Origin of the sequence: Klebsiella sp. CN_Kp073 (assembly GCF_040065495.2) — a bacterium.
In the GTDB taxonomy this organism is placed as follows: Bacteria; Pseudomonadota; Gammaproteobacteria; order Enterobacterales; family Enterobacteriaceae; genus Klebsiella; species Klebsiella aerogenes.
This window is the reverse complement of the sequence record NZ_CM198051.1, coordinates 1,538,893-1,560,306: the sequence shown is the minus strand read 5'-3', so window position 1 is coordinate 1,560,306 and position 21,414 is coordinate 1,538,893. Positions and strand designations below refer to the sequence as shown.

The 21,414-nt window shown below is 56.5% G+C and carries 17 protein-coding genes; 2 read left to right on the top strand and 15 right to left on the bottom strand.

The window, feature by feature from the left end; all coding sequences use genetic code 11:
• Nucleotides 1–55: 55 nt before the first annotated feature.
• The 14 genes from nuoN to ABLV66_RS07540 form a co-directional block, all read right to left on the bottom strand.
• Nucleotides 56–1,513, bottom strand: a complete 1,458-nt coding sequence (gene nuoN / locus ABLV66_RS07605) for an NADH-quinone oxidoreductase subunit NuoN (RefSeq protein ID WP_015365594.1) — start codon at nucleotides 1,511–1,513, stop codon at nucleotides 56–58.
• A gap of 6 nt (nucleotides 1,514–1,519) precedes the next feature.
• A complete protein-coding gene (gene nuoM, locus ABLV66_RS07600) occupies nucleotides 1,520–3,049 on the bottom strand; it encodes an NADH-quinone oxidoreductase subunit M (protein ID WP_015365593.1) in 1,530 nt (509 codons plus the stop codon).
• 251 nt (nucleotides 3,050–3,300) lie between these two features.
• Entirely contained in the window at nucleotides 3,301–5,142 is a 1,842-nt protein-coding gene (gene nuoL / locus ABLV66_RS07595) for an NADH-quinone oxidoreductase subunit L (RefSeq protein WP_015706160.1), read from the bottom strand.
• The gene (gene nuoK, locus ABLV66_RS07590) at nucleotides 5,139–5,441 is read right to left on the bottom strand and encodes an NADH-quinone oxidoreductase subunit NuoK (protein WP_004865088.1); all 303 of its coding nucleotides are present in this window, start codon (nucleotides 5,439–5,441) and stop codon (nucleotides 5,139–5,141) included. The genes nuoL and nuoK overlap by 4 nt, the downstream gene beginning before the upstream one ends.
• Nucleotides 5,438–5,992 (bottom strand): NADH-quinone oxidoreductase subunit J, encoded by a 555-nt coding sequence (nuoJ, locus tag ABLV66_RS07585; protein ID WP_015365591.1) that lies wholly within the window; start codon nucleotides 5,990–5,992, stop codon nucleotides 5,438–5,440. Before nuoJ ends, nuoK begins: the two co-directional genes overlap by 4 nt.
• 11 nt (nucleotides 5,993–6,003) lie before the next feature.
• Entirely contained in the window at nucleotides 6,004–6,546 is a 543-nt protein-coding gene (gene nuoI, locus ABLV66_RS07580) for an NADH-quinone oxidoreductase subunit NuoI (RefSeq protein WP_015365590.1), read from the bottom strand.
• A 14-nt stretch (nucleotides 6,547–6,560) separates the two neighbouring features.
• Nucleotides 6,561–7,538 carry an NADH-quinone oxidoreductase subunit NuoH gene (nuoH, locus tag ABLV66_RS07575; protein WP_015365589.1) on the bottom strand — a complete coding sequence of 326 codons (978 nt, stop codon included), beginning with the start codon at nucleotides 7,536–7,538 and terminating at the stop codon, nucleotides 6,561–6,563.
• Nucleotides 7,535–10,261, bottom strand: coding sequence for an NADH-quinone oxidoreductase subunit NuoG (gene nuoG / locus ABLV66_RS07570; RefSeq protein WP_348876094.1), 2,727 nt, complete (start codon nucleotides 10,259–10,261; stop codon nucleotides 7,535–7,537). Before nuoG ends, nuoH begins: the two co-directional genes overlap by 4 nt.
• A gap of 32 nt (nucleotides 10,262–10,293) precedes the next feature.
• A complete protein-coding gene (gene nuoF, locus ABLV66_RS07565; protein WP_045391464.1) occupies nucleotides 10,294–11,631 on the bottom strand; it encodes an NADH-quinone oxidoreductase subunit NuoF in 1,338 nt (445 codons plus the stop codon).
• Nucleotides 11,628–12,128, bottom strand: coding sequence for an NADH-quinone oxidoreductase subunit NuoE (gene nuoE / locus ABLV66_RS07560; RefSeq protein ID WP_015365586.1), 501 nt, complete (start codon nucleotides 12,126–12,128; stop codon nucleotides 11,628–11,630). Before nuoE ends, nuoF begins: the two co-directional genes overlap by 4 nt.
• A 2-nt stretch (nucleotides 12,129–12,130) precedes the next feature.
• Nucleotides 12,131–13,939 (bottom strand): NADH-quinone oxidoreductase subunit C/D, encoded by a 1,809-nt coding sequence (gene nuoC, locus ABLV66_RS07555; RefSeq protein WP_015365585.1) that lies wholly within the window; start codon nucleotides 13,937–13,939, stop codon nucleotides 12,131–12,133.
• A gap of 88 nt (nucleotides 13,940–14,027) precedes the next feature.
• Nucleotides 14,028–14,702 (bottom strand): NADH-quinone oxidoreductase subunit NuoB, encoded by a 675-nt coding sequence (gene nuoB / locus ABLV66_RS07550; protein WP_002913178.1) that lies wholly within the window; start codon nucleotides 14,700–14,702, stop codon nucleotides 14,028–14,030.
• A 15-nt stretch (nucleotides 14,703–14,717) separates the two neighbouring features.
• The gene (gene nuoA, locus ABLV66_RS07545; protein WP_002913181.1) at nucleotides 14,718–15,164 is read right to left on the bottom strand and encodes an NADH-quinone oxidoreductase subunit NuoA; all 447 of its coding nucleotides are present in this window, start codon (nucleotides 15,162–15,164) and stop codon (nucleotides 14,718–14,720) included.
• Between the two features lie 652 nt (nucleotides 15,165–15,816).
• The gene (locus ABLV66_RS07540) at nucleotides 15,817–16,743 is read right to left on the bottom strand and encodes a LysR family transcriptional regulator (protein WP_045391466.1); all 927 of its coding nucleotides are present in this window, start codon (nucleotides 16,741–16,743) and stop codon (nucleotides 15,817–15,819) included.
• A gap of 885 nt (nucleotides 16,744–17,628) precedes the next feature.
• On the opposite strand from ABLV66_RS07540, the gene alaA reads away from it, so the two are divergent.
• Nucleotides 17,629–18,846, top strand: coding sequence for an alanine transaminase AlaA (gene alaA / locus ABLV66_RS07535; protein WP_015365583.1), 1,218 nt, complete (start codon nucleotides 17,629–17,631; stop codon nucleotides 18,844–18,846).
• A gap of 81 nt (nucleotides 18,847–18,927) precedes the next feature.
• On the top strand, nucleotides 18,928–19,527 hold the full coding sequence (gene yfbR / locus ABLV66_RS07530) for a 5'-deoxynucleotidase (protein ID WP_032712094.1): 600 nt from the start codon (nucleotides 18,928–18,930) through the stop codon (nucleotides 19,525–19,527).
• A gap of 37 nt (nucleotides 19,528–19,564) precedes the next feature.
• Here the strand turns inward: yfbR and ABLV66_RS07525 are convergent, their stop codons facing one another.
• Nucleotides 19,565–21,397: an SLC13 family permease gene (locus ABLV66_RS07525; protein WP_045391469.1), complete on the bottom strand. Its 1,833-nt coding sequence runs from the start codon at nucleotides 21,395–21,397 to the stop codon at nucleotides 19,565–19,567.
• Nucleotides 21,398–21,414: the final 17 nt, after the last annotated feature.

The window sequence follows — 21,414 nt, the reverse complement described above, 5'->3', positions numbered from 1 at the left end:
CCGCAGGCATAAAAAAACCGCCGACAAGTCGGCGGTTTTTTATTTATAGCGCAGATTACATCAGCGGCGTCGCCAGCTGCACGATGCTAATCAGCGGCTGCGGCCACACGCCAAGCACCAGCACCAGCAGCGCGGAGATCAGCACCACGATACCGCCGGCGCTGTACTGCCAGTTTGACGGCGCATCGCGGTTCAGCTGCTCCGGGGCGCTCAGGTACAGGCTGACGGCAACGCGCAGGTAGTAGTAGAGACCAATCGCCGAGCCGATCACTACCGCGGCAACCAGCCACCACAGGTGCGCATGCACACCGACGGCCAGCACGTAGAACTTACCGATAAAGCCGAGGGTCATCGGAATACCGGCCAGCGACAGCATCATCACCGTCATTACCGCCGACAGGATCGGACGGTGCCAGAACAGACCGCGGTAGGAGAACAGCGAGTCAGCATCCGGGCCGCGGTACGGGCTGGACATCAGGCTGACCACGCCGAACGCGCCGAGGCTGCTGAACAGATAACCGGCCAGGTAGACGCCCACGGCTTCCATCGACATTTCGCCGCTCTGCAGGGCGATTAACGCCACCAGCAGATAGCCGAGGTGGGAAATGGAAGAGTAACCGAGCAGACGCTTAATGTTGGTCTGGCTCAGCGCCATCAGGTTACCGAAGATGATAGAGGCGAAGGCGATCAGGCCCAGCACCACGCGTACCGCTTCGCTGTCGCCCACCGGCATGTACAGGAACAGACGCATCACCACGCCGAAGATGGCAATCTTGCTGGCGGTCGCCAGGAAGGTGGATACCGGCGCAGGCGCGCCCTGGTATACATCTGGCGTCCACAGGTGGAACGGCACCAGCGACAGTTTAAAGCCAAGACCGACGATCATCAGACCGAGGCCCGCCAGCAGCAGCGGCTCGTGCAGCGCGTTGTCAGCCAGGCTCTTGCCCAGCGCGAGGAAGGACAGGTTGCCGGAGTTCGCATACACCAGCGCCATACCGAACAGCAGGAAAGACGAGGCTGCCGCGGAGAGGATGGTGTATTTGATGCTCGCTTCCAGCGAACGTTTCTGGCGGAAGGCGTAGCCGACCAGGCCGAACAACGGCAGCGAAATTAATTCGATACCGAGGAACAGCGAGGCCAGGTGATTGGCGCCGGCCAGCAGAATGCCACCCAGCGCGGCGATCAGCACCAGCAGGTAGAACTCTTCTTTATTGTCCTTGTAACCCTCAAGCCATGGGTAGGCGAAAGTACAGGTCGCGAGGCTCGCCAACAGCACCAGCCCGGTATAGAGCATCGAGTAACCGTCAACGCGGATCAGCGGGGTGACGTCCATCGCCCCGTTCTGACCGACAAACCAGAGCGAGACCAGCGCGGCGTTTAGTCCGAGAACCGACAACGTGGCATTGAGAAAATGATTGCGTCGCCACGCAATGGAGAGCATCACAACCACCACCGTCAAGCCGACGATCAGCAGCGGTAGCAGTGCGATCAGTTGTTGTGGAGTTATTGTCATGGCGAATTACGGCCTTGTAGTAGAAACAGAATTAACAAACCACTGCTGAATGTTGCTCATCGCAGCATGCGAGGTGTCGAGAATCGGCTGCGGGAAGAAGCCCAACAGCACCAGCAGCACCACCAGCAGCAGGATGATAGACAGTTCACGCAGGGACATCCCCGGCAGCTCTTTCGTCGCGATTTCGCTCTTCGCCTTACCGAAGTAGGCGCGATGCAGCATCGACAGCGAGTAAACGGAAGCGAATACCAGACCAAAGGTCGAGATAACGGTAATCACCGGCACCACTTTATAGCTGCCGAACAGAATCATAAATTCGCCGACAAAGTTACCGGTGCCCGGCATCCCCAGGGTGGCGACAGCGAAGAACATCGACATCGCCGGCAGCCATTTAATTTTGCTCCACAAACCGCCCATCTGGCGCATATCGCGGGTGTGCAGACGTTCGTACAGCTGACCACACAGAATGAACAGACCCGCCGCGGACAGACCGTGGGCAATCATCTGAATCACCGCCCCTTGATAAGCCAGCTGGCTACCGGTGTAGATAGCAATCAGCACGAAGCCCATGTGGGAAACGGAGGTGTATGCAATCAGACGTTTGATATCGGTCTGGGCGAAGGCCATCCACGCGCCGTAGAAGATACCGATCACGCCCAGCCACATGGCGATTGGCGCAAACTCGGCGGAGGCGTTCGGGAACAGCGGCAGCGCAAAGCGCAGCAGACCGTAGGCCGCGGTTTTCAACAAGATGCCCGCGAGGTCGACGGAACCGGCAGTCGGCGCCTGGGAGTGGGCGTCCGGTAGCCAGCCGTGCAGCGGCACCACCGGCATTTTCACCGCGAAGGCGATGAAGAAGCCGAGCATCAGCATGTATTCCACGCCGTGCGACATCGGGGTTTTCAGCAGCTCTTCATAGTTGAAGGTCCACACGCCGGTGGCGTTGAAGTGAACGAATGCCAGCGCCAGAATGGCGATCAGCATCACCAGGCCGCTCGCCTGGGTATAGATGAAGAACTTGGTGGCCGCCGTGATACGCGTTTTACCGTCAGAGGCTTTGTGACCCCACAGCGCGATCAGGAAGTACATCGGCACCAACATCATTTCCCAGAAGAAGAAGAACAGGAACATGTCGATGGCGAGGAATACGCCGATGACGCCGCCCAGGATCCACATCAGGTTGAGGTGGAAAAAGCCCTGGTACTTTTCGATTTCGCGCCAGGAACAGAGCACCGCCAACACGCCGAGCAGGCCGGTCAGCACCACCATGAGCAGCGACAAACCGTCAATCGCCAGATGGATGCTAATGCCGAAACGTGGGATCCACGGCAGCACGAATTCCGACTGCCACTGCGGAATCCCCGCGGATTGCGTCAGAGAATAGCCGCCCTGCATCCACAGCTGCAGGCCAAGCACCAGCGTCAGTCCCATGGTAATCAGCGCAATCCAGCGCGGCAGTTTCACGCCAAAGCGTTCAGTCTGCCAGCACAGGAAGCCGCCAATAAAGGGGATTAATATCAACCAGGGTAATAACATAGCTAAGTATGTCCCTTATATTTACTCCTGCTCAGGCTATCTCACTCGTCAGCCCAAATCCCGGCAGTGCTCGCAATCCTCACGTACTTCAGTACGCTCCGGTTGCTCTGCGCTGGCGGTCTCCGGTCTGACTTCGCCGATGACGCCTGTACATCAGGAACAGATTTTCAACGAATTCTAAAAATTATTTTTGGGTTTGTAGGCCGGATAAGCGCAGCGCTATCCGGCAATCGTTCATCCAGCCAACAAACTCAACGCAGTACCATCAGCAGAGCCAGCACCACCACCGCGCCGATGCTCATTGAAGCCACATACCAGCGCAGATAGCCGTTCTCGCTCACCAGCAGACCTTTGCCTGCGAAGCGGGACAGAATCGCCGGGATATTCATCAACGAGTTCAGCGGATCGCTCTTCAGCAGCCAGGCAATACCGAGGAATGGTTTGACGAACACTTTGTCGTATAACCAGTCGAAGCCCCAGGCATGGAACCACCAGGTACCGAAGAAGCGGCCAGGAGCGCTGTTGGCGATGGAAGTCACCAGCGTACGTTTGCCCAGCCACAGCCACGCGGCGATCAGGATGCCGGCGATAGCGATAATCCCGGAGGTCATTTCCAGCGTCATCACGCTACCGTGAGCGAGCTCGGTGGTCTGCGGCAGAACGCCTTCCAGCGGCGGCACAATCAGCGCGCCAACGAAGGTGGACAGAATCAGCAGCACAATCAGCGGCAGATGGTGGGTAATCCCCTTCCCTGCGTGCGCGTGAATTTGCTCTTTACCGTGGAACACGATGAAAATCATACGGAAAGTATACAGCGAGGTCATAAAGGCGCCGACCAGGCCCGCTACCATCAGATTGATATGGCCGTTGGCCATCGCGCCAGCCAGAATCTCATCCTTACTGAAGAAGCCTGCGGTGATAAGCGGCAGAGCGGACAGCGCCGCGCCCCCCACCAGGAAGCAGACATAAACCAGCGGAATGGATTTGCGCAGGCCGCCCATCTTGAAGATGTTCTGTTCGTGATGGCAGGCGAGGATCACCGAACCGGACGACAGGAACAGCAGCGCTTTAAAGAACGCGTGCGTCATCAGGTGGAAGATCGCCGCGTCCCATGCCTGCACGCCCAGCGCGAGGAACATGTAGCCAATCTGGCTCATGGTCGAGTAAGCCAGCACGCGTTTGATGTCGGTCTGCACCAGCGCGGCGAAGCCCGCCAGCACCAGCGTGATTGCGCCAACGATACCGACCAGATGCAGCACTTCCGGCGTCATCAGGAACAGGCCGTGGGTACGGGCAATCAGGTACACGCCCGCGGTCACCATGGTAGCGGCGTGGATCAGCGCAGAGACCGGCGTCGGGCCCGCCATCGCATCGGCAAGCCACGTTTGCAGCGGAAGCTGAGCGGATTTACCGACCGCGCCGCCGAGCAGCATCAGCGTCGCCCACTGCAGCGTGGTGCTGCCGTTAGCGAAGTGCTGCGGCGCCAGCTCAACCATTTCACGGAAGTTCAGGGTGCCCAGTTCGTTATAAAGAATGAACAGCGCGAAGGCGAGGAACACGTCGCCGACGCGGGTGACCACGAACGCTTTCATCGCCGCGGCGTTGTTCTTCGGATCGGTGTAGTAGAAACCGATCAGCAGGTAAGAACAGAGACCCACGCCTTCCCAACCCAGGTACATCAACAGCAGGTTATCGGCCAGCACCAGAACGACCATGCTGGCGATAAACAGGTTGGTGTAAGCGAAGAAGCGAGAGTAGCCCTCTTCGCCGCGCATGTACCAGGAGGCGAACATGTGGATCAGGAAGCCGACGCCGGTAACCACGGAGAGCATGGTCAGAGACAGGCCATCCAGCACCAGGTTGAAGCCGATGTTGAAATCACCGACCGACATCCAGTTCCACAGCGGTACGCTGACCGCCTGTTTGCCGTTAGCGAAAAAGTCGACGCCGACGTACGCCGTCACCAGCGCCGCCAGGCCTACCGAGCCCATCCCAACGGTGGCGGAAAGATTTTCCGACCAGCGTCCGCGGGAGAAGGCCAGCAGCACAAAGCCAATCAATGGCAGAAGAATGGTTAAGGCAAGCATGTTCATCCACGCAACTCACTTACTGAATCGATGTTCAGGTTCTGGCGGCGACGATGGAGCTGCAGCAGCAGCGCCAGACCGATACTCGCTTCCGCAGCCGCGAGGCTGATAGCGAGGATATACATAATCTGACCATCAGTCTGGCCCCAGTAGCTTCCCGCGACCACGAATGCCAGCGCGGCGGCGTTAATCATGATTTCCAGGCTAATCAGCATAAATAGCAGATTGCGGCGGATCACAAGACCAGTCAGGCCGAGCACAAACAGGATGGCGGCCAGGATCAGTCCATGTGTTAAGGGGATCATGCGTGTTCCTCCGTTTTTCTTTTGTCGCTGTCGTTCACGCGGTTGCTCAGCACCTCACCGGCGCGCTCTTCGCGGCCAATGTGGAAGGCGACAACCAGGCCCGCCAGCAGCAGCATGGAGGCCAGCTCCACCGCCAGGACGTACGGCCCAAACAGCGCAATACCCACTTCTTTGGCGTTGATCGCCGCGCCGTCGATACCCTGGTCATTGATGCCCAGGATGGCGTAAACGATAACCACCAGCAGCACCGCGGAAAGGATGGCCGGGCCAATCCAGATCCCCGGCTGCAGCCATTTGCGTTCCTGTTCGATCTCGGTGCCGCCAAGGTTGAGCATCATCACCACGAACACGAACAGCACCATAATGGCCCCGGCGTAAACGATGATTTCCAGCGCACCGGCGAAGTAAGCGCCCAGCGAGAAAAACACCCCGGCAATCGCTAACAGCGAAATGATCAGGTACAACAACGCGTGCACCGGATTGGTGTGGGTGACGACCCGCAAGGTTGCGAGGATGGCTATCAGGCCACAGATATAAAAAGCGAATTCCATTGCCCCTCTCCTTACGGTAACAGGCTCTTGACGTCGATTGGCTTAGCTTCGTTTTCCGCTTCGCCCTTATCTTTGCCGTCGATTGCCATACCCGCCATCCGGTAGAAGTTATATTCCGGGTATTTGCCCGGACCGGAAATCAGCAGATCCTCTTTTTCGTACACCAGATCCTGACGTTTGTATTCGCCCAGTTCGAAGTCCGGGGTCAACTGAATCGCCGTGGTCGGGCACGCTTCTTCGCACAGGCCGCAGAAAATGCAGCGTGAGAAGTTGATGCGGAAGAACTCCGGGTACCAGCGGCCGTCTTTGGTCTCTGCTTTCTGCAGAGAAATACAGCCAACCGGGCAGGCTACCGCACACAGGTTACAGGCAACGCAGCGCTCTTCACCGTCCGGATCGCGCGTCAGCACGATACGGCCACGATAGCGCGGCGGCAGATATACCGGCTCTTCCGGGTACATCTGAGTTTCACGTTTGGCGAAGGCGTGCATCCCGATCATGCAAATACTGCGGACCTGGGTGCCGAACCCTACCAATAATTCTTTTAAGGTCATGTTCAATTCACCCCTTATTGCGCCTGCCAGAGAATGACAGCCGCCGTTACCAACAAGTTGACCAGCGTTAACGGCAGGCATACCTTCCAGCCAAAGGACATTACCTGGTCATAACGCGGACGCGGTAATGATGCGCGGATCAAAATGAACATCATCATGAAGAACGCGGTTTTCAGCGCGAACCAGATGAAAGGCGGTAACCACGGGCCATTCCAGCCGCCGAAGAACAGCGTCACGATCAGCGCTGATACGGTGACGATACCGATGTATTCACCGACGAAGAACAGACCGAATTTCATACCGGAATATTCAATGTGGTAACCATCGGCCAGTTCCTGCTCCGCTTCCGGCTGGTCGAACGGGTGACGGTGACACACCGCCACGCCGGCGATGGCGAAAGTCACGAAGCCGAAGAACTGCGGGATGACGTTCCACAGATGCGCCTGGTTGTTGACGATATCGGTCATGTTGAATGACCCCGCCTGCGCCACCACGCCCATCAGGGAGAGACCAAGGAACACTTCGTAGCTCAACGTTTGTGCGGAAGCACGCATCGCCCCCAGCAGCGAGTATTTGTTGTTGCTCGACCAACCGGCGAACAGGACCGCGTAAACCGCCAGGCCTGCCATCATCAGGAAGAACAGAATACCGATGTTCAGGTCGGCGACCACCCACGACGGGCTAACCGGCACGATAGCAAAGGCCAGCAGCAACGAGGTAAAGGCGATAACCGGCGCCAGAGTAAAGATCACGCGATCGGAGAAGCGCGGGATCCAGTCCTCTTTGAAGAACATCTTGATCATGTCGGCGACCAGCTGCAGCGAACCGCCCCAGCCCACGCGGTTAGGTCCGTAGCGGTTCTGGAACAGGCCGAGCAGACGACGCTCGCCGAAGCTCATGAACGCGCCGCAGGTGACGACCACCAGCAGAATGACCACGGCCTTCAGGATGCTTAACAGAATGTCGATAAGATCCGGCGTTAACCAACTCATGCTTGCGCCTCCTGCAGTGAATCAATACGCGCCCCGGCCAGTACCGGCGCGATGCCCGGCATGCCCATCGGTAAGCCAACCTGTCCTGCGGTCAGCCCTTCAGAGATAACCAGCGGCAGACTCAGCGTCTGGCCTTCTACGCTGAAGGAAACCATCGCCCCGGCGTTGACGCCAAGCTTTGCGGCATCCGCCGGGTTCAGCTTGATGTACGGCTCAGGCATCCGGCTCTGGAACACCGGAGAGCGCTGCGACAGCTCATCGCTGCCAAACAGGTGATAGTACGGCGCGATACGCCATTTGCCTTCTTCCGCGTGGAAGCTGGCCGGAACCGCCGTGAAGTACTCCAGCCCGCTGGCGGAAGCTTCAATCAGACGCACGCCCGGATCGCCGTGGCGCAGTTTACCGCCCACTTCATCCTGGAATTTGTTCCATGCCTGCGGGGAGTTCCAGCCCGGCGCCCAGGCGAACGGGATCTGCGAACGCGGCGCGGACGGCTGGTTGTTCCCTTCCATTGAGAAGGCGAACATGGTGTCTTTATCCTGCGGCTGACGCGGCTCGTGCACGCTGATGTTAGCGCGCATCGCCGTGCGGCCACTGTAACGGTGCGGTTCACGCGCCAGCTTCTGGCCGCGAATGCGGAAGGTCGCATCCGGCGCGGCATCTTTAATGCCCGCCAGCTGCGGCAGGGCGGCAATCGCCGCATCGATGACGTGGTCCAGCTGCGTCCAGTCAACCTGACGGTTGTTAACGGTACTGTGCAGCGAATGCAGCCAGCGCCAGCTTTCCAGCATCACGGTTTTCGCGTCGTAGTAAGCCGGGTCGTAAACCTGGAAGAAGCGCTGGGCGCGGCCTTCGTTGTTCACCACGGTACCGTCGCTTTCCGCAAAGCTTGCCGCGGAGAGCACCAGGTGCGCTTTGTCCATAATCGCGGTGCGCTGATGGTCAACCACCATCACCAGCGGCGCTTTCGCAAGCGCTGCGTCGACGCGCGCGGCGGAAGCATGACGGTGCAGGTCATTTTCCAGCACGATAACCGCGTCTGCGGCGCCGCTTTCCAGTTCGTCCAGCGCCTCTTCAAGCGAGCCGCCGCCGATCATGCCCAGACCGACGCTGTTCACCGCGCGGGCAACCATCGTGATGCCAACATCGGCGCCGCGGCCTTTCAACGCTTTCGCCACGTTAGCGGCAGCCTGAATGATTTCCATGCTGCCGGCGTTAGTGCCGGAGATAATCAGCGGTTTTTTCGCCCCGGCCAGCGCCTGAACGATCACATCGACTTTACCCTGCAGGTCATGGCTCAGGCCATCAACCGCCGGCGCGCTGTCATCCAGCGCATGAGCGATAGCGAAGCCCAGACGCGCCTGATCTTCCACCGGCGCGCGGTAGGTCCACGCCGCGATGTCATCCAGGCGCGTGTCGTCGATATTAGTGACAAATAGCGGATGCTTGGCGCGCTGTCCGATGTTGAGAATTGCCGCAATCTGCCAGTCGGCCACTTTCTGCGCCGCCGCCATTTCACGTGCTTTCCCTTTCACCGCCTGGCGTACCGCCAGGGCAACGCGCGCGCCGGTCTGGGTAATGTCTTCGCCCAGCACCAGTACCGCATCGTAGGATTCGATATCGCGCAGCGTCGGGGTATGGATCCCGCCTTCACGCAGCACTTTAAGCATCATCTGCAGGCGCGCTTGTTCGCCTTTAGCGATGCCGGTATAGAAGTTTTCGCTACCGACCAGCTCACGCAGCGCGAAGTTGCTTTCAATGCTGGCGCGCGGAGAACCGATACCAATGACTTTCTTCGACTGACGCAGGATATCCGCCGCCCCCTGCATCGCCTGTTCGGCGTTGAGCGCGATCAGATCGTCGCCGCGGCGCTGAACCGGCTGACGCGGACGATCTTTGAGGTTTACGTAGCCATAGCCGAAACGACCGCGGTCGCAGAGGAAGTAGCGGTTAACGGTACCGTTATAGCGGTTTTCGATACGACGCAGCTCGCCATAGCGTTCGCCAGGGCTGATGTTACAGCCAATGGAACACTGCTGGCAGATGCTCGGCGCAAACTGCATGTCCCACTTACGGTTGTAACGCTCGGAGTGCGTTTTATCGGTGAAGACGCCGGTCGGGCAAACTTCAACCAGGTTACCGGAGAACTCGCTTTCCAGCGTGCCATCTTCCGGGCGGCCGAAGTAGACGTTGTCATGAGCGCCATAAACGCCCAGATCGGTGCCGTCGGCATAATCTTTATAGTAGCGAACGCAGCGGTAGCAGGCGATGCAGCGGTTCATTTCGTGAGAAATAAATGGCCCCAGATCCTGGTTGCGGTGGGTACGCTTGGTGAAACGATAGCGGCGGAAGCTATGACCGGTCATGACCGTCATATCCTGCAGGTGGCAGTTGCCGCCCTCTTCGCAGACCGGGCAGTCGTGCGGGTGGTTAGTCATCAGCCACTCCACCACGCTTTCGCGGAACTGCTTCGCTTCGCCGTCGTCAATAGAAATAAAGGTGCCGTCGGATACCGGAGTCATACAGGACATCACCAGGCGACCACGCGTGTCTTCCGCGTTCTGATATTGCTTCACCGCACACTGGCGGCAAGCACCGACGCTCCCTAGCGCCGGGTGCCAGCAAAAGTATGGAATATCAAGACCAAGAGAGAGACAAGCCTCTAGCAGGTTGTCCGCTCCGTTGACCTCGTATTCTTTGCCGTCTACATGAATCGTAGCCATTTGCGTGCTTCCAAAAATAAAAAACCTTTAGATTACCAGCGCGTCTTAAGCAGGTTCGGCTGAATACCGTTAATTGCATGGGTATTGCTGAACTGCTGCTTAATGCCAGCCTCGAATTCTTCGCGGAAATATTTGATAGCGCTCTGCAGCGGTTCAACCGCGCCCGGCGCGTGCGCGCAGAAGGTTTTACCCGGCCCGAGGAATCGACACAGTTGCTCAAGGGTTTCGATGTCGCCAGGCTGGCCTTCGCCGCGCTCCAGGGCGCGCAGGATCTTCACGCTCCACGGCAGACCGTCGCGGCAAGGCGTACACCAGCCGCAGGATTCACGGGCAAAAAATTCTTCGAGGTTGCGCACCAGCGGAACCATGCCGATCTCGTGGTCGACGGCCATCGCCAGCGCGGTGCCCAGACGGCTCCCTGCCTTACCAATGCTTTCAAACTCCATCGGCAAATCGAGGTGCGCTTCGGTCAGGAAGTCGGTACCGGCGCCGCCCGGCTGCCAGGCTTTAAACTTCAGGCCATCGCGCATGCCGCCAGCGTAATCTTCGAGGATCTCGCGCGCGGTGGTGCCGAACGGCAGTTCCCAGACGCCCGGATTCTTCACGCGCCCGGAGAAGCCCATCAGCTTGGTGCCGGCATCTTTGCTGGTTGAAATATTCTGGTACCACTCCACGCCGTTGGCGAGAATGGCTGGCACGTTGCACAGGGTTTCAACGTTGTTGACGCAGGTCGGTTTGCCCCATACGCCCGAGCTCGCCGGGAACGGCGGCTTGGAGCGCGGGTTCGCGCGGCGGCCTTCCAGCGAGTTGATAAGCGCCGTCTCTTCACCGCAGATATAGCGCCCTGCCCCGGTATGCACGAACAGCTCGAAGTCAAAACCGGTGCCGAGGATATTTTTCCCCAACAGGCCCGCTTCGGTGGCTTCGGCGATCGCGCGACGCAGGTGCTGCGCCGCTTCGATATATTCGCCGCGCAGGAAGATGTAACCGCGGTAGGCCTTCAGCGCAAAGGCGGAGATCAGCATACCTTCCACCAGCAGGTGCGGCAGCTGTTCCATCAGCAGACGGTCTTTATAGGTGCCCGGTTCCATTTCATCGGCGTTACACAGCAGGTAACGGATGTTCATGGACTCGTCTTTCGGCATCAGGCTCCACTTCAGACCGGTGGAAAAGCCCGCGCCGCCGCGCCCTTTCAGGCCGGCGTCTTTTACCGCATTGACGATTTCATCCGGCGCCATGCCGCCTAAGGCCTTGCGCGCCCCTTCATAACCGTTTTTGCTGCGATACTCGTCCAGCCACACCGGCTGCTTGTCATCGCGCAGACGCCAGGTTAATGGATGCGTTTCGGCAGTACGAATAATGGTTTTCATTTATACCGCTCCAGGAGGTCAGGAATCGCTTCCGGCGTCAGATAACTGTGCGTGTCGTCATCAATCATCATGGTCGGCCCCTTGTCGCAGTTGCCAAGGCAACAGGTCGGCAGCAGCGTGAAGCGGCCATCAAAGGTGGTTTGACCCGGTTTGATGTCCAGCTTTTTCTCGATAGCCGACTGGATCCCCTGGAAGCCGGTGATATGGCACACCACGCTATCGCAGTAGCGGATCACGTGACGGCCAACCGGCTGGCGGAAGATCTGGCTATAGAATGTCGCCACGCCTTCGACGTCGCTTGCCGGGATCCCCAGCACATCGGCGATCGCGTAGATCGCGCCATCCGGCACCCAGCCGCGCTGTTTTTGAACAATTTTCAGCGCTTCGATGGACGCCGCACGCGGGTCTTCGTAGTGGTGCTTCTCGTGCTCAATAGCCTCACGCTCTGCCGCACTCAGCTCAAAAGCCTCGGTTTGTGGTTGTTGATTCTCGTGCATAATTAGCGGTCCACGTCTGACATAACAAAATCGATACTACCCAGATAGACGATAAGGTCGGATACCAGGCTACCGCGGATCGCCGCCGGGATCTGCTGCAGGTGCGCATAGCTCGGGGTACGAATACGGGTACGGTAGCTCATGGTGCTGCCGTCGCTGGTCAGGTAGTAACTGTTAATCCCCTTCGTCGCTTCAACCATCTGGAAGGATTCGTTGGCCGGCATCACCGGGCCCCAGGATACCTGCAGGAAGTGAGTAATCAGGGTCTCAATGTGCTGCAGCGTGCGCTCTTTCGGCGGCGGCGTGGTCAGCGGGTGATCCGCTTTGAACGGGCCTTCCGGCATATTATCGAGGCACTGCTGGAGAATGCGCAGGCTCTGGCGCAGCTCTTCCACTTTTAGCATCACGCGGGTGTAGCAGTCGGAAACGCCGCCGCCGGTCGGGATTTCAAAGTCGAAGTTTTCGTAGCCAGAATAAGGACGCCATTTACGCACGTCGAAGCCGATACCGGTCGCGCGCAGACCTGCGCCGGTGGTGCCCCACTCCAGCGCTTCTTTCGCGGTGTAGGCGGCAACGCCTTTCGAGCGGCCAATCAGAATGGTGTTGCGCAGCGCGGCTTTCTCATAGGAATCCAGGCGCTTCGGCATCCACTCAAGGAATTCACGCAGCAGGCGATCCCAGCCGCGCGGCAGGTCGTGGGCGACGCCGCCGATGCGGAACCACGCCGGGTGCATACGGAAACCGGTGATCGCTTCGACCAGATCGTAGATTTTCTGACGGTCGGTAAAGGCGAAGAAGACCGGCGTCATCGCGCCGACGTCCTGAATAAAGGTCGAGATATACAGCAGGTGGCTGTTGATGCGGAACAGTTCGGACAGCATCACGCGGATCACGTTCACGCGATCCGGCACGGTGATCCCGGCCAGTTTTTCCACCGCCAGTACGTACGGCATCTCGTTGACGCAGCCGCCGAGGTATTCAATACGGTCGGTGTAAGGGATGTAGCTGTGCCAGGACTGGCGTTCGCCCATCTTCTCCGCGCCACGGTGGTGGTAGCCGATATCCGGCACGCAGTCGACGATCTCTTCGCCATCCAGCTGCAGAATGATACGGAATGCGCCGTGAGCGGACGGGTGGTTCGGGCCGAGGTTGAGGAACATAAAGTCCTCGTTTTCGGTGCCGCGCTTCATGCCCCACTCTTCCGGCTTGAAGGTTAACGCTTCCATTTCCAGATCCTGCTTGGCTTTAGTCAGCTCAAACGGATCGAATTCGGTGGCGCGCGCCGGATAGTCTTTACGCAGCGGGTGGCCTTCCCAGGTCGGCGGCATCATGATGCGGCGCAGATTCGGGTGACCGTCAAAGGTCACGCCAAACATTTCCCAGGTTTCACGCTCATACCAGTTGGCGTTAGGGAAAAGTTTGGTGAAGGTCGGCAGATGCAGATCGTTTTCAGACAACGCCACCTTGAGCATGATATCGCGGTTGCGGTCTACTGAGATCAGGTGGTAGAAAACGGAAAAATCCGCGGCTGGCAAGCCATCGCGGTGCGTACGTAAACGTTCGTCCATGCCGTGCAGGTCAAACAGCATCACGTAAGGTTTTGGCAATCTCTTCAGGAAATCACCCACCTCAAGCAGCTGTTCGCGCTTCACCCATACCACCGGAACGCCGGTACGGGTAGGCTGAACGGTAAAGGCATCCGGCCCAAAACGGTTGCGCAGTTCGCCGATCACCGGGTCATCAAGGTGATCGCGGGTTTGCCAGGCTGGTGCGGCGTCATGCGCGGTTAAATCAGTCATATTGTTCACCATTGCAAAAGGTCCGTGGTGACTGCCGGGCGAGGCTTCGCTGCTTTTGTAGATTGATTTGCGAAGTCTGGTTCCCGCCCGCAGGCGCAAGTTAAATCTCGTCCGGAGTCCGCAGATTGGTCACCGCAATTCGTTCGCCGCGTTTACGCTCGCGCTCGGATTGCATGTTGGCGCGATAGACGCCCTGATCGCCAACCACCCAGGAGAGAGGACGGCGCTCTTTACCAATGGATTCCTGCAGCAGCATCAGCGCCTGCATATAAGCTTCCGGACGCGGCGGACAGCCCGGGATGTAAACATCAACCGGAATAAACTTGTCCACGCCCTGCACGACGGAGTAGATATCGTACATCCCGCCGGAGTTAGCACATGCGCCCATAGAGATAACCCACTTCGGCTCCAGCATCTGATCGTACAGGCGCTGAATTACCGGGGCCATTTTGGTGAAGCAGGTGCCGGCGACCACCATCAGGTCGGCCTGACGCGGAGAGGCACGCAGTACTTCCGCGCCAAAACGCGCAACGTCATGCACCGCAGTGAATGACGTCACCATTTCTACATAGCAGCAAGACAGGCCGAAGTTGTACGGCCAAATCGAGTTCTTACGGCCCCAGTTCACCATGTCATGCAGCGCATGTTCGAGTTTCCCCATATACACGCTTTTATTGACTTCTTGCTCCAGGGGGTCGGTTACGATCTCCTGTTTTTGCAGGGGGTAACGGTCGTTCTCACCGTTAGGATCTATGCGGGTGAGCGTATAATCCATCTTATTGCCTCGCTTTTACTGCATATGACGGTTAGTGGGACTGTCTGTTTCCGGGTTAACCAGCGTGCGACGGGAACGCGCAGGCGTCCAGTCCAGTGCGCCGATGCGAACGAGGTAAACCAGACCAGCCAGTAGCACTAAAATGAAAATTGCGGCTTCCACAAAGCCAACCCAGCCGCTTTCGCGAATGGAGGTTGACCATGCGTAGAGATACAGGGCTTCCACGTCGAAGATAACGAAGAACATGGCGACCAGATAAAACTTCGCAGAAAGACGTAAGCGGGCCGAACCAACGGAGTCGATCCCCGATTCAAACGGCGTGTTTTTGCTACGCGCGCGCGCGCGACCGCCGAGGTACCAGCCGCCGACGAGCATCAGGCAGCACAGACCGATAGCGATGATGAGAAATATAGCGAATGCCCAATGATGAGCGATGACTTCAGTGGATGTTGACATACGCATTGCTTAACCAAAAAAGTGTAGCGCCAAAACCCTCTGCTCTTGATGGCAGATGAACGCCACAGCGTTTCACGGGAGGAATAAAAAAATGACCTTGCAAAAAAGCGTCCCTGGTTGATGAGGAAGCCCAAATGCCGTGGCTTTTTACCCCTTTCTTTAACCTTTTGTCAACTTTAACAAAAGTTTTAACTACATTAATTTACATTGGAATCTTTTCATTAACATTAAATGCCCTTTGTTGCGTAATAACCTTGCATATCATTCGGATTTAGTGTTGTTGAATCGTGTCCGTTTTAGACGTAAATCAGTTTCGCCAATCTATTTTGACAGGATTTGGCCGCGATTCCTCCCCCCAAGTAGGGGTATTTTCTTGATCTGTGACACGCTTTTGTTAATTACATCTGGAAAACGGCAACAATCCGTCCGGTTTTTTAACATTAGCAGGAAGTATTGAAACTGCAGCTAAAAACAGGGAAACAATGGCCGCTTCCTGGCCAACCTATTGATTCATATATCAATAAATTATTAAACTGCTTAAAATCCTTGTAAAATATAAAAAAAAAGAGCCACTGACCTCATTTTGTCGATCGGCGGCTCTTTTTTACACTTACATTTTGTTACCGGATTATTGTGATCGATATATGATAATTTGGCTTTATGAAACCAGGGAGCCGTCTCCCCCTTCCGGGGTATAGAGCGTTTCTGTTTTCCACGGGTTATGGTCCTGGCTCAGCGACTGAAAAATTGCCTGCGCCAGCTCGTTTTCTCGCTGTGGATTACAGCTCAACACATAATGGGTATCCGGCAGGCCGGGCAAACCGTCGCTTTTACCCGGCACGCGCAGCTCAGGGCTCATCATTTCAACCGGTCGCGCGGTGACGCCAAGCCCCGCCTTCACCGCGGCTTTTACCCCGGCCAGAGAACTGGCGGCATGCGCCAGATGCCAGGGGACCTGCGCGGCATTAAGCGCGGAAATGATATCTTCACGGAACGGCCCTGACTCTTCGAGCAGCACCAGCGGAACGGATTCTCCGTGCGCCAGTACGTAATCCGCGGCGCAGTACCACAGCGTCGGCGAGGTACGCAGCGTCAGGACGTCAAATTCGCCGGTTTGATGGGTAGTTAACGCCAGGTCAATCTCGCCGCTGCCCAACTTCGCGACGATATCGGCGTAATTCAGGACCTTAATTTCCAGCGTCAGTTTGGGATAGAAGCTGCCGATTCGATTGAGCAGATAAGGCAGGATGGTATCCGCCGTTTCATCGGCAGCGCCGATAGTCAGCGTCCCCTGCAGGCTGCCAAACATTAGCGACATGCAGGCTTCATCATTAAAACGCAGTATTTTGCGCGCGTAGCTGAGCAGTTGGATCCCCTGCTCGGTCAGTAATTTATTACGCCCATGGCGAGCGAAAAGCTCTTTGCCAACCAGTTGCTCCAGGCGCTGCATCTGCTGACTGACGGCGGACTGGGTACGACATACCGCGGCAGCGGCCGCCGCAAAGGTGCTCAGATCGGCGACGGCGACGAAGGTCCGCAGCAGATCGAGATCGAGATTCAGTATCGGACGATTTGCATTTATCATATTTCTTCACTTACAGGCGCTGATGCTGGCCTGCCTTGTTGATGCTGTATCCAGGTTTCCGGCTATTCCATGAGCCTCGTGCCGAGCGGACAATTGCCGCGGATGACAACTGGAAGAACGTCATTGCATGTGAAAGCACTCGTTCGCGACAAATGTGCGAAAAATTTGAGTAATATTTTGTTCGTAGCTCTACGCATTTTTAATTACTGAGACTTACGTTATGTGATGAATCTCAAACAAAGTCTGCAATAACAAATCTCGTTACGCCCGGAAGCCCGACACGCATAACAACGCCTGCTGGAACACAAACAAAAAAGCCTGCAATAACAATATATTAATAAAATCACGCCGTTAAACAGAGGTTTATACGTCGATATTAACCGTCATATCCTAACCGAAAACCACAATATTTATAAGCGCTAATCAGTATTATCTAAGGTAATTTTAAACATTTTTGCAGCACTATAATTAAATTAACAAAACCCGAAATAATCTATGCAATCAAATATACCTGATTCATTAATTGGCATGTTTTATTAAAAAAAATTAACATAGTTGCTACAGTTATCAGCACCCTCTTTCTTATTAGCATAGTGTCTTTTAGCGGTTAAAATTCAGGCAACCCGCTTTTTCCATCAGCAACAAACCAGATAAATATCCATGTATCTGCGCAATATGCGCAACATAAAACCATTCCAAAACCCATATCAGGCACATTATATAAAGAATAACGCCATTACACAGATAAATTCATTACTCTAAAAAAATACCATTCGCAAAATCTTCTCCTGTTAACCCTTCAAAACAGCGGGGATGCGGAGTACATTGTTCCGTGCTGACTTCCACGGCAGGGAGTGGCGATAACAGCTAAAAGGTCAAAGGTTCATGTCCCCTATCGAAAAATCCAGCAAGTTAGAGAATGTCTGTTATGACATCCGCGGTCCGGTTCTGAAGGAAGCGAAACGCCTTGAAGAAGAAGGCAACAAAGTACTCAAGCTGAATATCGGCAACCCGGCGCCGTTCGGCTTTGATGCGCCTGACGAAATCCTCGTCGACGTTATCCGCAATCTGCCGACCGCCCAGGGCTACAGCGACTCAAAAGGTCTCTATTCCGCCCGTAAAGCAATTATGCAGCACTACCAGGCGCGCGGAATGCGCGATGTTACCGTGGAAGATATCTATATCGGTAACGGCGTTTCTGAGCTGATAGTCCAGGCCATGCAGGCGCTGCTCAACAGCGGCGACGAAATGCTGGTTCCAGCCCCGGACTACCCGCTGTGGACCGCGGCGGTCTCGCTTTCCAGCGGCAAAGCGGTGCACTATCTGTGCGACGAATCCTCAGACTGGTTCCCGGATCTCGACGATATCCGCGCCAAAATTACGCCACGCACCCGCGGGATCGTCATCATTAACCCGAATAACCCAACGGGCGCCGTTTATTCCAAAGAGCTGCTGCAGGAGATCGTCGAGATCGCCCGTCAGCACAACCTGATTATTTTCGCCGACGAAATCTACGACAAGATCCTGTATGACGACGCCGAACATCACTCTATCGCCGCGCTGGCGCCGGATATGTTAACCGTCACCTTCAACGGGCTGTCGAAGACCTATCGCGTCGCTGGTTTCCGCCAGGGCTGGATGGTGCTGAACGGGCCGAAAAAGCACGCCAAAGGCTATATCGAAGGGCTGGAAATGCTGGCCTCGATGCGCCTGTGCGCCAACGTCCCGGCGCAACACGCTATCCAAACCGCGCTAGGCGGCTATCAGAGCATTAGCGAGTTTATCATTCCGGGCGGGCGCTTGTATGAGCAACGTAACCGCGCCTGGGAGTTAATCAACGAGATCCCGGGCGTCTCCTGCGTCAAGCCAAAAGGCGCGCTGTATATGTTCCCGAAAATCGACGCCAAACGCTTTAATATCCACGATGACCAGAAAATGGTGCTCGATTTCCTGCTGCAGGAGAAAGTGCTGCTGGTCCAGGGTACCGCCTTCAACTGGCCGTGGCCGGATCACGTACGTATCGTCACCCTGCCGCGTGAAGATGACCTGGAAATGGCGATTTCCCGCTTCGGGCGCTTCCTCTCCGGCTATCATCAGCTTTAATCGCGCCGCCGCCGGTATTTGCATCCGGCGGCGATCCCTGCGCACAATGGAACCCGATGTTGTCACTGCTTAAGGGTTCCTATGAGTCAGAGTCATTTCTTTGCCCACCTCTCCCGCCTGAAACTAATTAACCGCTGGCCTTTGATGCGCAATGTGCGCACCGAGAACGTCTCCGAGCACAGTTTGCAGGTGGCGATGGTCGCCCATGCGCTGGCGGCAATTAAGAACCGCAAGTTTGGCGGCCAGGTCAACGCCGAACGCATTGCCCTGCTGGCGATGTATCACGATGCCTCCGAGGTCCTCACCGGCGATCTGCCCACGCCGGTGAAATATTTCAATTCGCAGATTGCCCAGGAATATAAGGCGATTGAAAAAATCGCTCAGCAAAAACTGGTCGATATGGTTCCCGATGAGCTGCGCGATATCTTTGAGCCCCTGATTGATGAACACCATTACAGCGAAGAAGAGCAGTCGATTGTGAAGCAGGCCGACGCCCTGTGCGCCTATCTGAAATGTCTTGAAGAGCTTTCTGCCGGCAATAACGAATTTCTGCTGGCGAAAGGTCGGCTGGAAAAAACGCTGGAGTCGCGCCGTAGCCCGGAGATGGATTACTTTATGCAGGTATTTGTCCCGAGCTTCCAGCTGTCGCTCGATGAAATCAGCCAGGATTCACCGCTTTAATATTCAGGCCGGGCAGCCCCTGCCCGGCCTGAATGAATTAAAACGGAAAGAGTACCGGGATCAGCAGTACGCAGACCACCATCACCAGTACGGTGAAGGGCACACCGATTTTGACAAAATCACTGAACGAATATTTACCGGGTCCGAGCACCAGCGTATTAACCGGTGAAGAGACCGGGGTCATAAACGCCGCCGAAGCCGCCATCGCCACCACCATGGCAAAAGGATATGGCGATACTCCCATCGATTTCGCCGCCGCCAGAGCAATTGGCGCCATCAGCACCGCCGTCGCGGTATTCGAGATAAACAGACCAATCGCCGCGCACATCACAAACAAACAACCCAGCATCAAATAGGGGCCTTTACTTCCGGCGACGTCCATTAATCCCTGCACCACTAAATCCACGCCGCCGGTTTTCTGCAACGCCAGGGCGAAGGGCATCATACCCACGATCAAAATGATGCTCGGCCAGTGGATCGCCTTATAGGCGCTCTCGGCGTTAATACAGCGAAACTTGCCCATCAACAGGCAGGCGATGATTGCGGCGATAGGGTTGGGGATTTCATCGGTAAGCATCAGCGCTACCATTAACACCAGGCAGAAAATGGCGTGCGGCGCCTGGCTGTGCGCGGGCGAAGCATCGTTGACCTCTACCGGCATATTCAGCACCACAAAATCGCGGCCGCGTTTTGCCAGCATGGCTATCTGCCGCCAGTTGCCAACTACCAGCATAATGTCGCCTAACTGGAGTTGTTCATCGACTACCGCGCCGTCGAGCGCTTTACCATCGCGCTTCAGGCCAACGATATTCAGACCAAAACGGGTACGGAAGGCCATCTCGCGCACCGTTTTGCCGATAAGCTCTGAGTCAGGGATTAACGAAACTTCCGCCATACCGACGTCCAGCGCCTGGTCGGAAAAGTATTCGCCGCGCAGCACCATCGGCTCAAGCATCTGCTCGCCGCAAAACTGCCGCAGATCGACGTCGGATGCCGACATATCGATCAGCAACACGTCGCGGGCGCGAAACTCCGACACCCCGTTAACGTTGACGATCACCCGGCGAAAACGCCGCCAGCGTTCGACGCCGATAACGTTGGCGCAGTAGCGTTCACGCAGCTTTAAATCATCAAGCCGCTGGCCGATCATCGGCGAGCCCGGACGAATCGCCAGCCGGCGCGCCCTACCGGTGAGGTGGTACTCTTTGATTAAATCGCGGAAGGTGCTTTTCTTGCGGCCATCGCGGGCGGCGCTGTCATCTTCGCCCTTCAGCATAAAGCGCATCACCAGCATATAGACGATACCCAACACCAGCACCACCAGGCCAATCGGGGTCACGCTGAAGAAGCTGAAGCCATGCAACCCCTCGCGCAGCAGCTCACTGTTGACCACCAGGTTCGGCGGCGTCGCCACCAGCGTCATCATGCCGCTAATCAGCCCGGCGAAGCTTAGCGGCATCATCAGCCGCGACGGCGAGGTATTCATACGCAGCGAGACGCTGAGCACTACCGGAATAAATATCGCCACTACGCCGGTTGAGCTCATAAACGCCCCCAGTCCGGCAACGGTGAGCATCAGGTAGACCAGCATTTTGGTTTCGCTATTGCCGGCAACCTTGACCAGCCAGGAGCCCATTTTAGTCGCCACGCCGGTGCGCACCAGGCCGTCGCCAATGATAAATAAAGCAGCAATGAGAATAACGTTCGGATCGCTAAAGCCGGAGAAGGCTTCGCTGAGGGTTAAGGTACCGCTAAGCACAAACGCAACTATCACCATCAGCGCGATGGCATCCATGCGCACCTTGCCGGTCGCAAACAAGACAACCGCGATGGCCAGTAGCGATAACACCCAAATCAATTCACCGTTCACAACTTATCCTTGTCTGA

Coding starts and splice junctions, on each gene's coding strand:
- nuoN (WP_015365594.1), bottom strand. CDS start 1,513: ATGACAATAACTCCACAACAACTGATCGCACTGCTACCGCTGCTGATC.
- nuoM (WP_015365593.1), bottom strand. CDS start 3,049: ATGTTATTACCCTGGTTGATATTAATCCCCTTTATTGGCGGCTTCCTG.
- nuoL (WP_015706160.1), bottom strand. CDS start 5,142: ATGAACATGCTTGCCTTAACCATTCTTCTGCCATTGATTGGCTTTGTG.
- nuoK (WP_004865088.1), bottom strand. CDS start 5,441: ATGATCCCCTTAACACATGGACTGATCCTGGCCGCCATCCTGTTTGTG.
- nuoJ (WP_015365591.1), bottom strand. CDS start 5,992: ATGGAATTCGCTTTTTATATCTGTGGCCTGATAGCCATCCTCGCAACC.
- nuoI (WP_015365590.1), bottom strand. CDS start 6,546: ATGACCTTAAAAGAATTATTGGTAGGGTTCGGCACCCAGGTCCGCAGT.
- nuoH (WP_015365589.1), bottom strand. CDS start 7,538: ATGAGTTGGTTAACGCCGGATCTTATCGACATTCTGTTAAGCATCCTG.
- nuoG (WP_348876094.1), bottom strand. CDS start 10,261: ATGGCTACGATTCATGTAGACGGCAAAGAATACGAGGTCAACGGAGCG.
- nuoF (WP_045391464.1), bottom strand. CDS start 11,631: ATGAAAACCATTATTCGTACTGCCGAAACGCATCCATTAACCTGGCGT.
- nuoE (WP_015365586.1), bottom strand. CDS start 12,128: ATGCACGAGAATCAACAACCACAAACCGAGGCTTTTGAGCTGAGTGCG.
- nuoC (WP_015365585.1), bottom strand. CDS start 13,939: ATGGTGAACAATATGACTGATTTAACCGCGCATGACGCCGCACCAGCC.
- nuoB (WP_002913178.1), bottom strand. CDS start 14,702: ATGGATTATACGCTCACCCGCATAGATCCTAACGGTGAGAACGACCGT.
- nuoA (WP_002913181.1), bottom strand. CDS start 15,164: ATGCGTATGTCAACATCCACTGAAGTCATCGCTCATCATTGGGCATTC.
- ABLV66_RS07540 (WP_045391466.1), bottom strand. CDS start 16,743: ATGATAAATGCAAATCGTCCGATACTGAATCTCGATCTCGATCTGCTG.
- alaA (WP_015365583.1), top strand. CDS start 17,629: ATGTCCCCTATCGAAAAATCCAGCAAGTTAGAGAATGTCTGTTATGAC.
- yfbR (WP_032712094.1), top strand. CDS start 18,928: ATGAGTCAGAGTCATTTCTTTGCCCACCTCTCCCGCCTGAAACTAATT.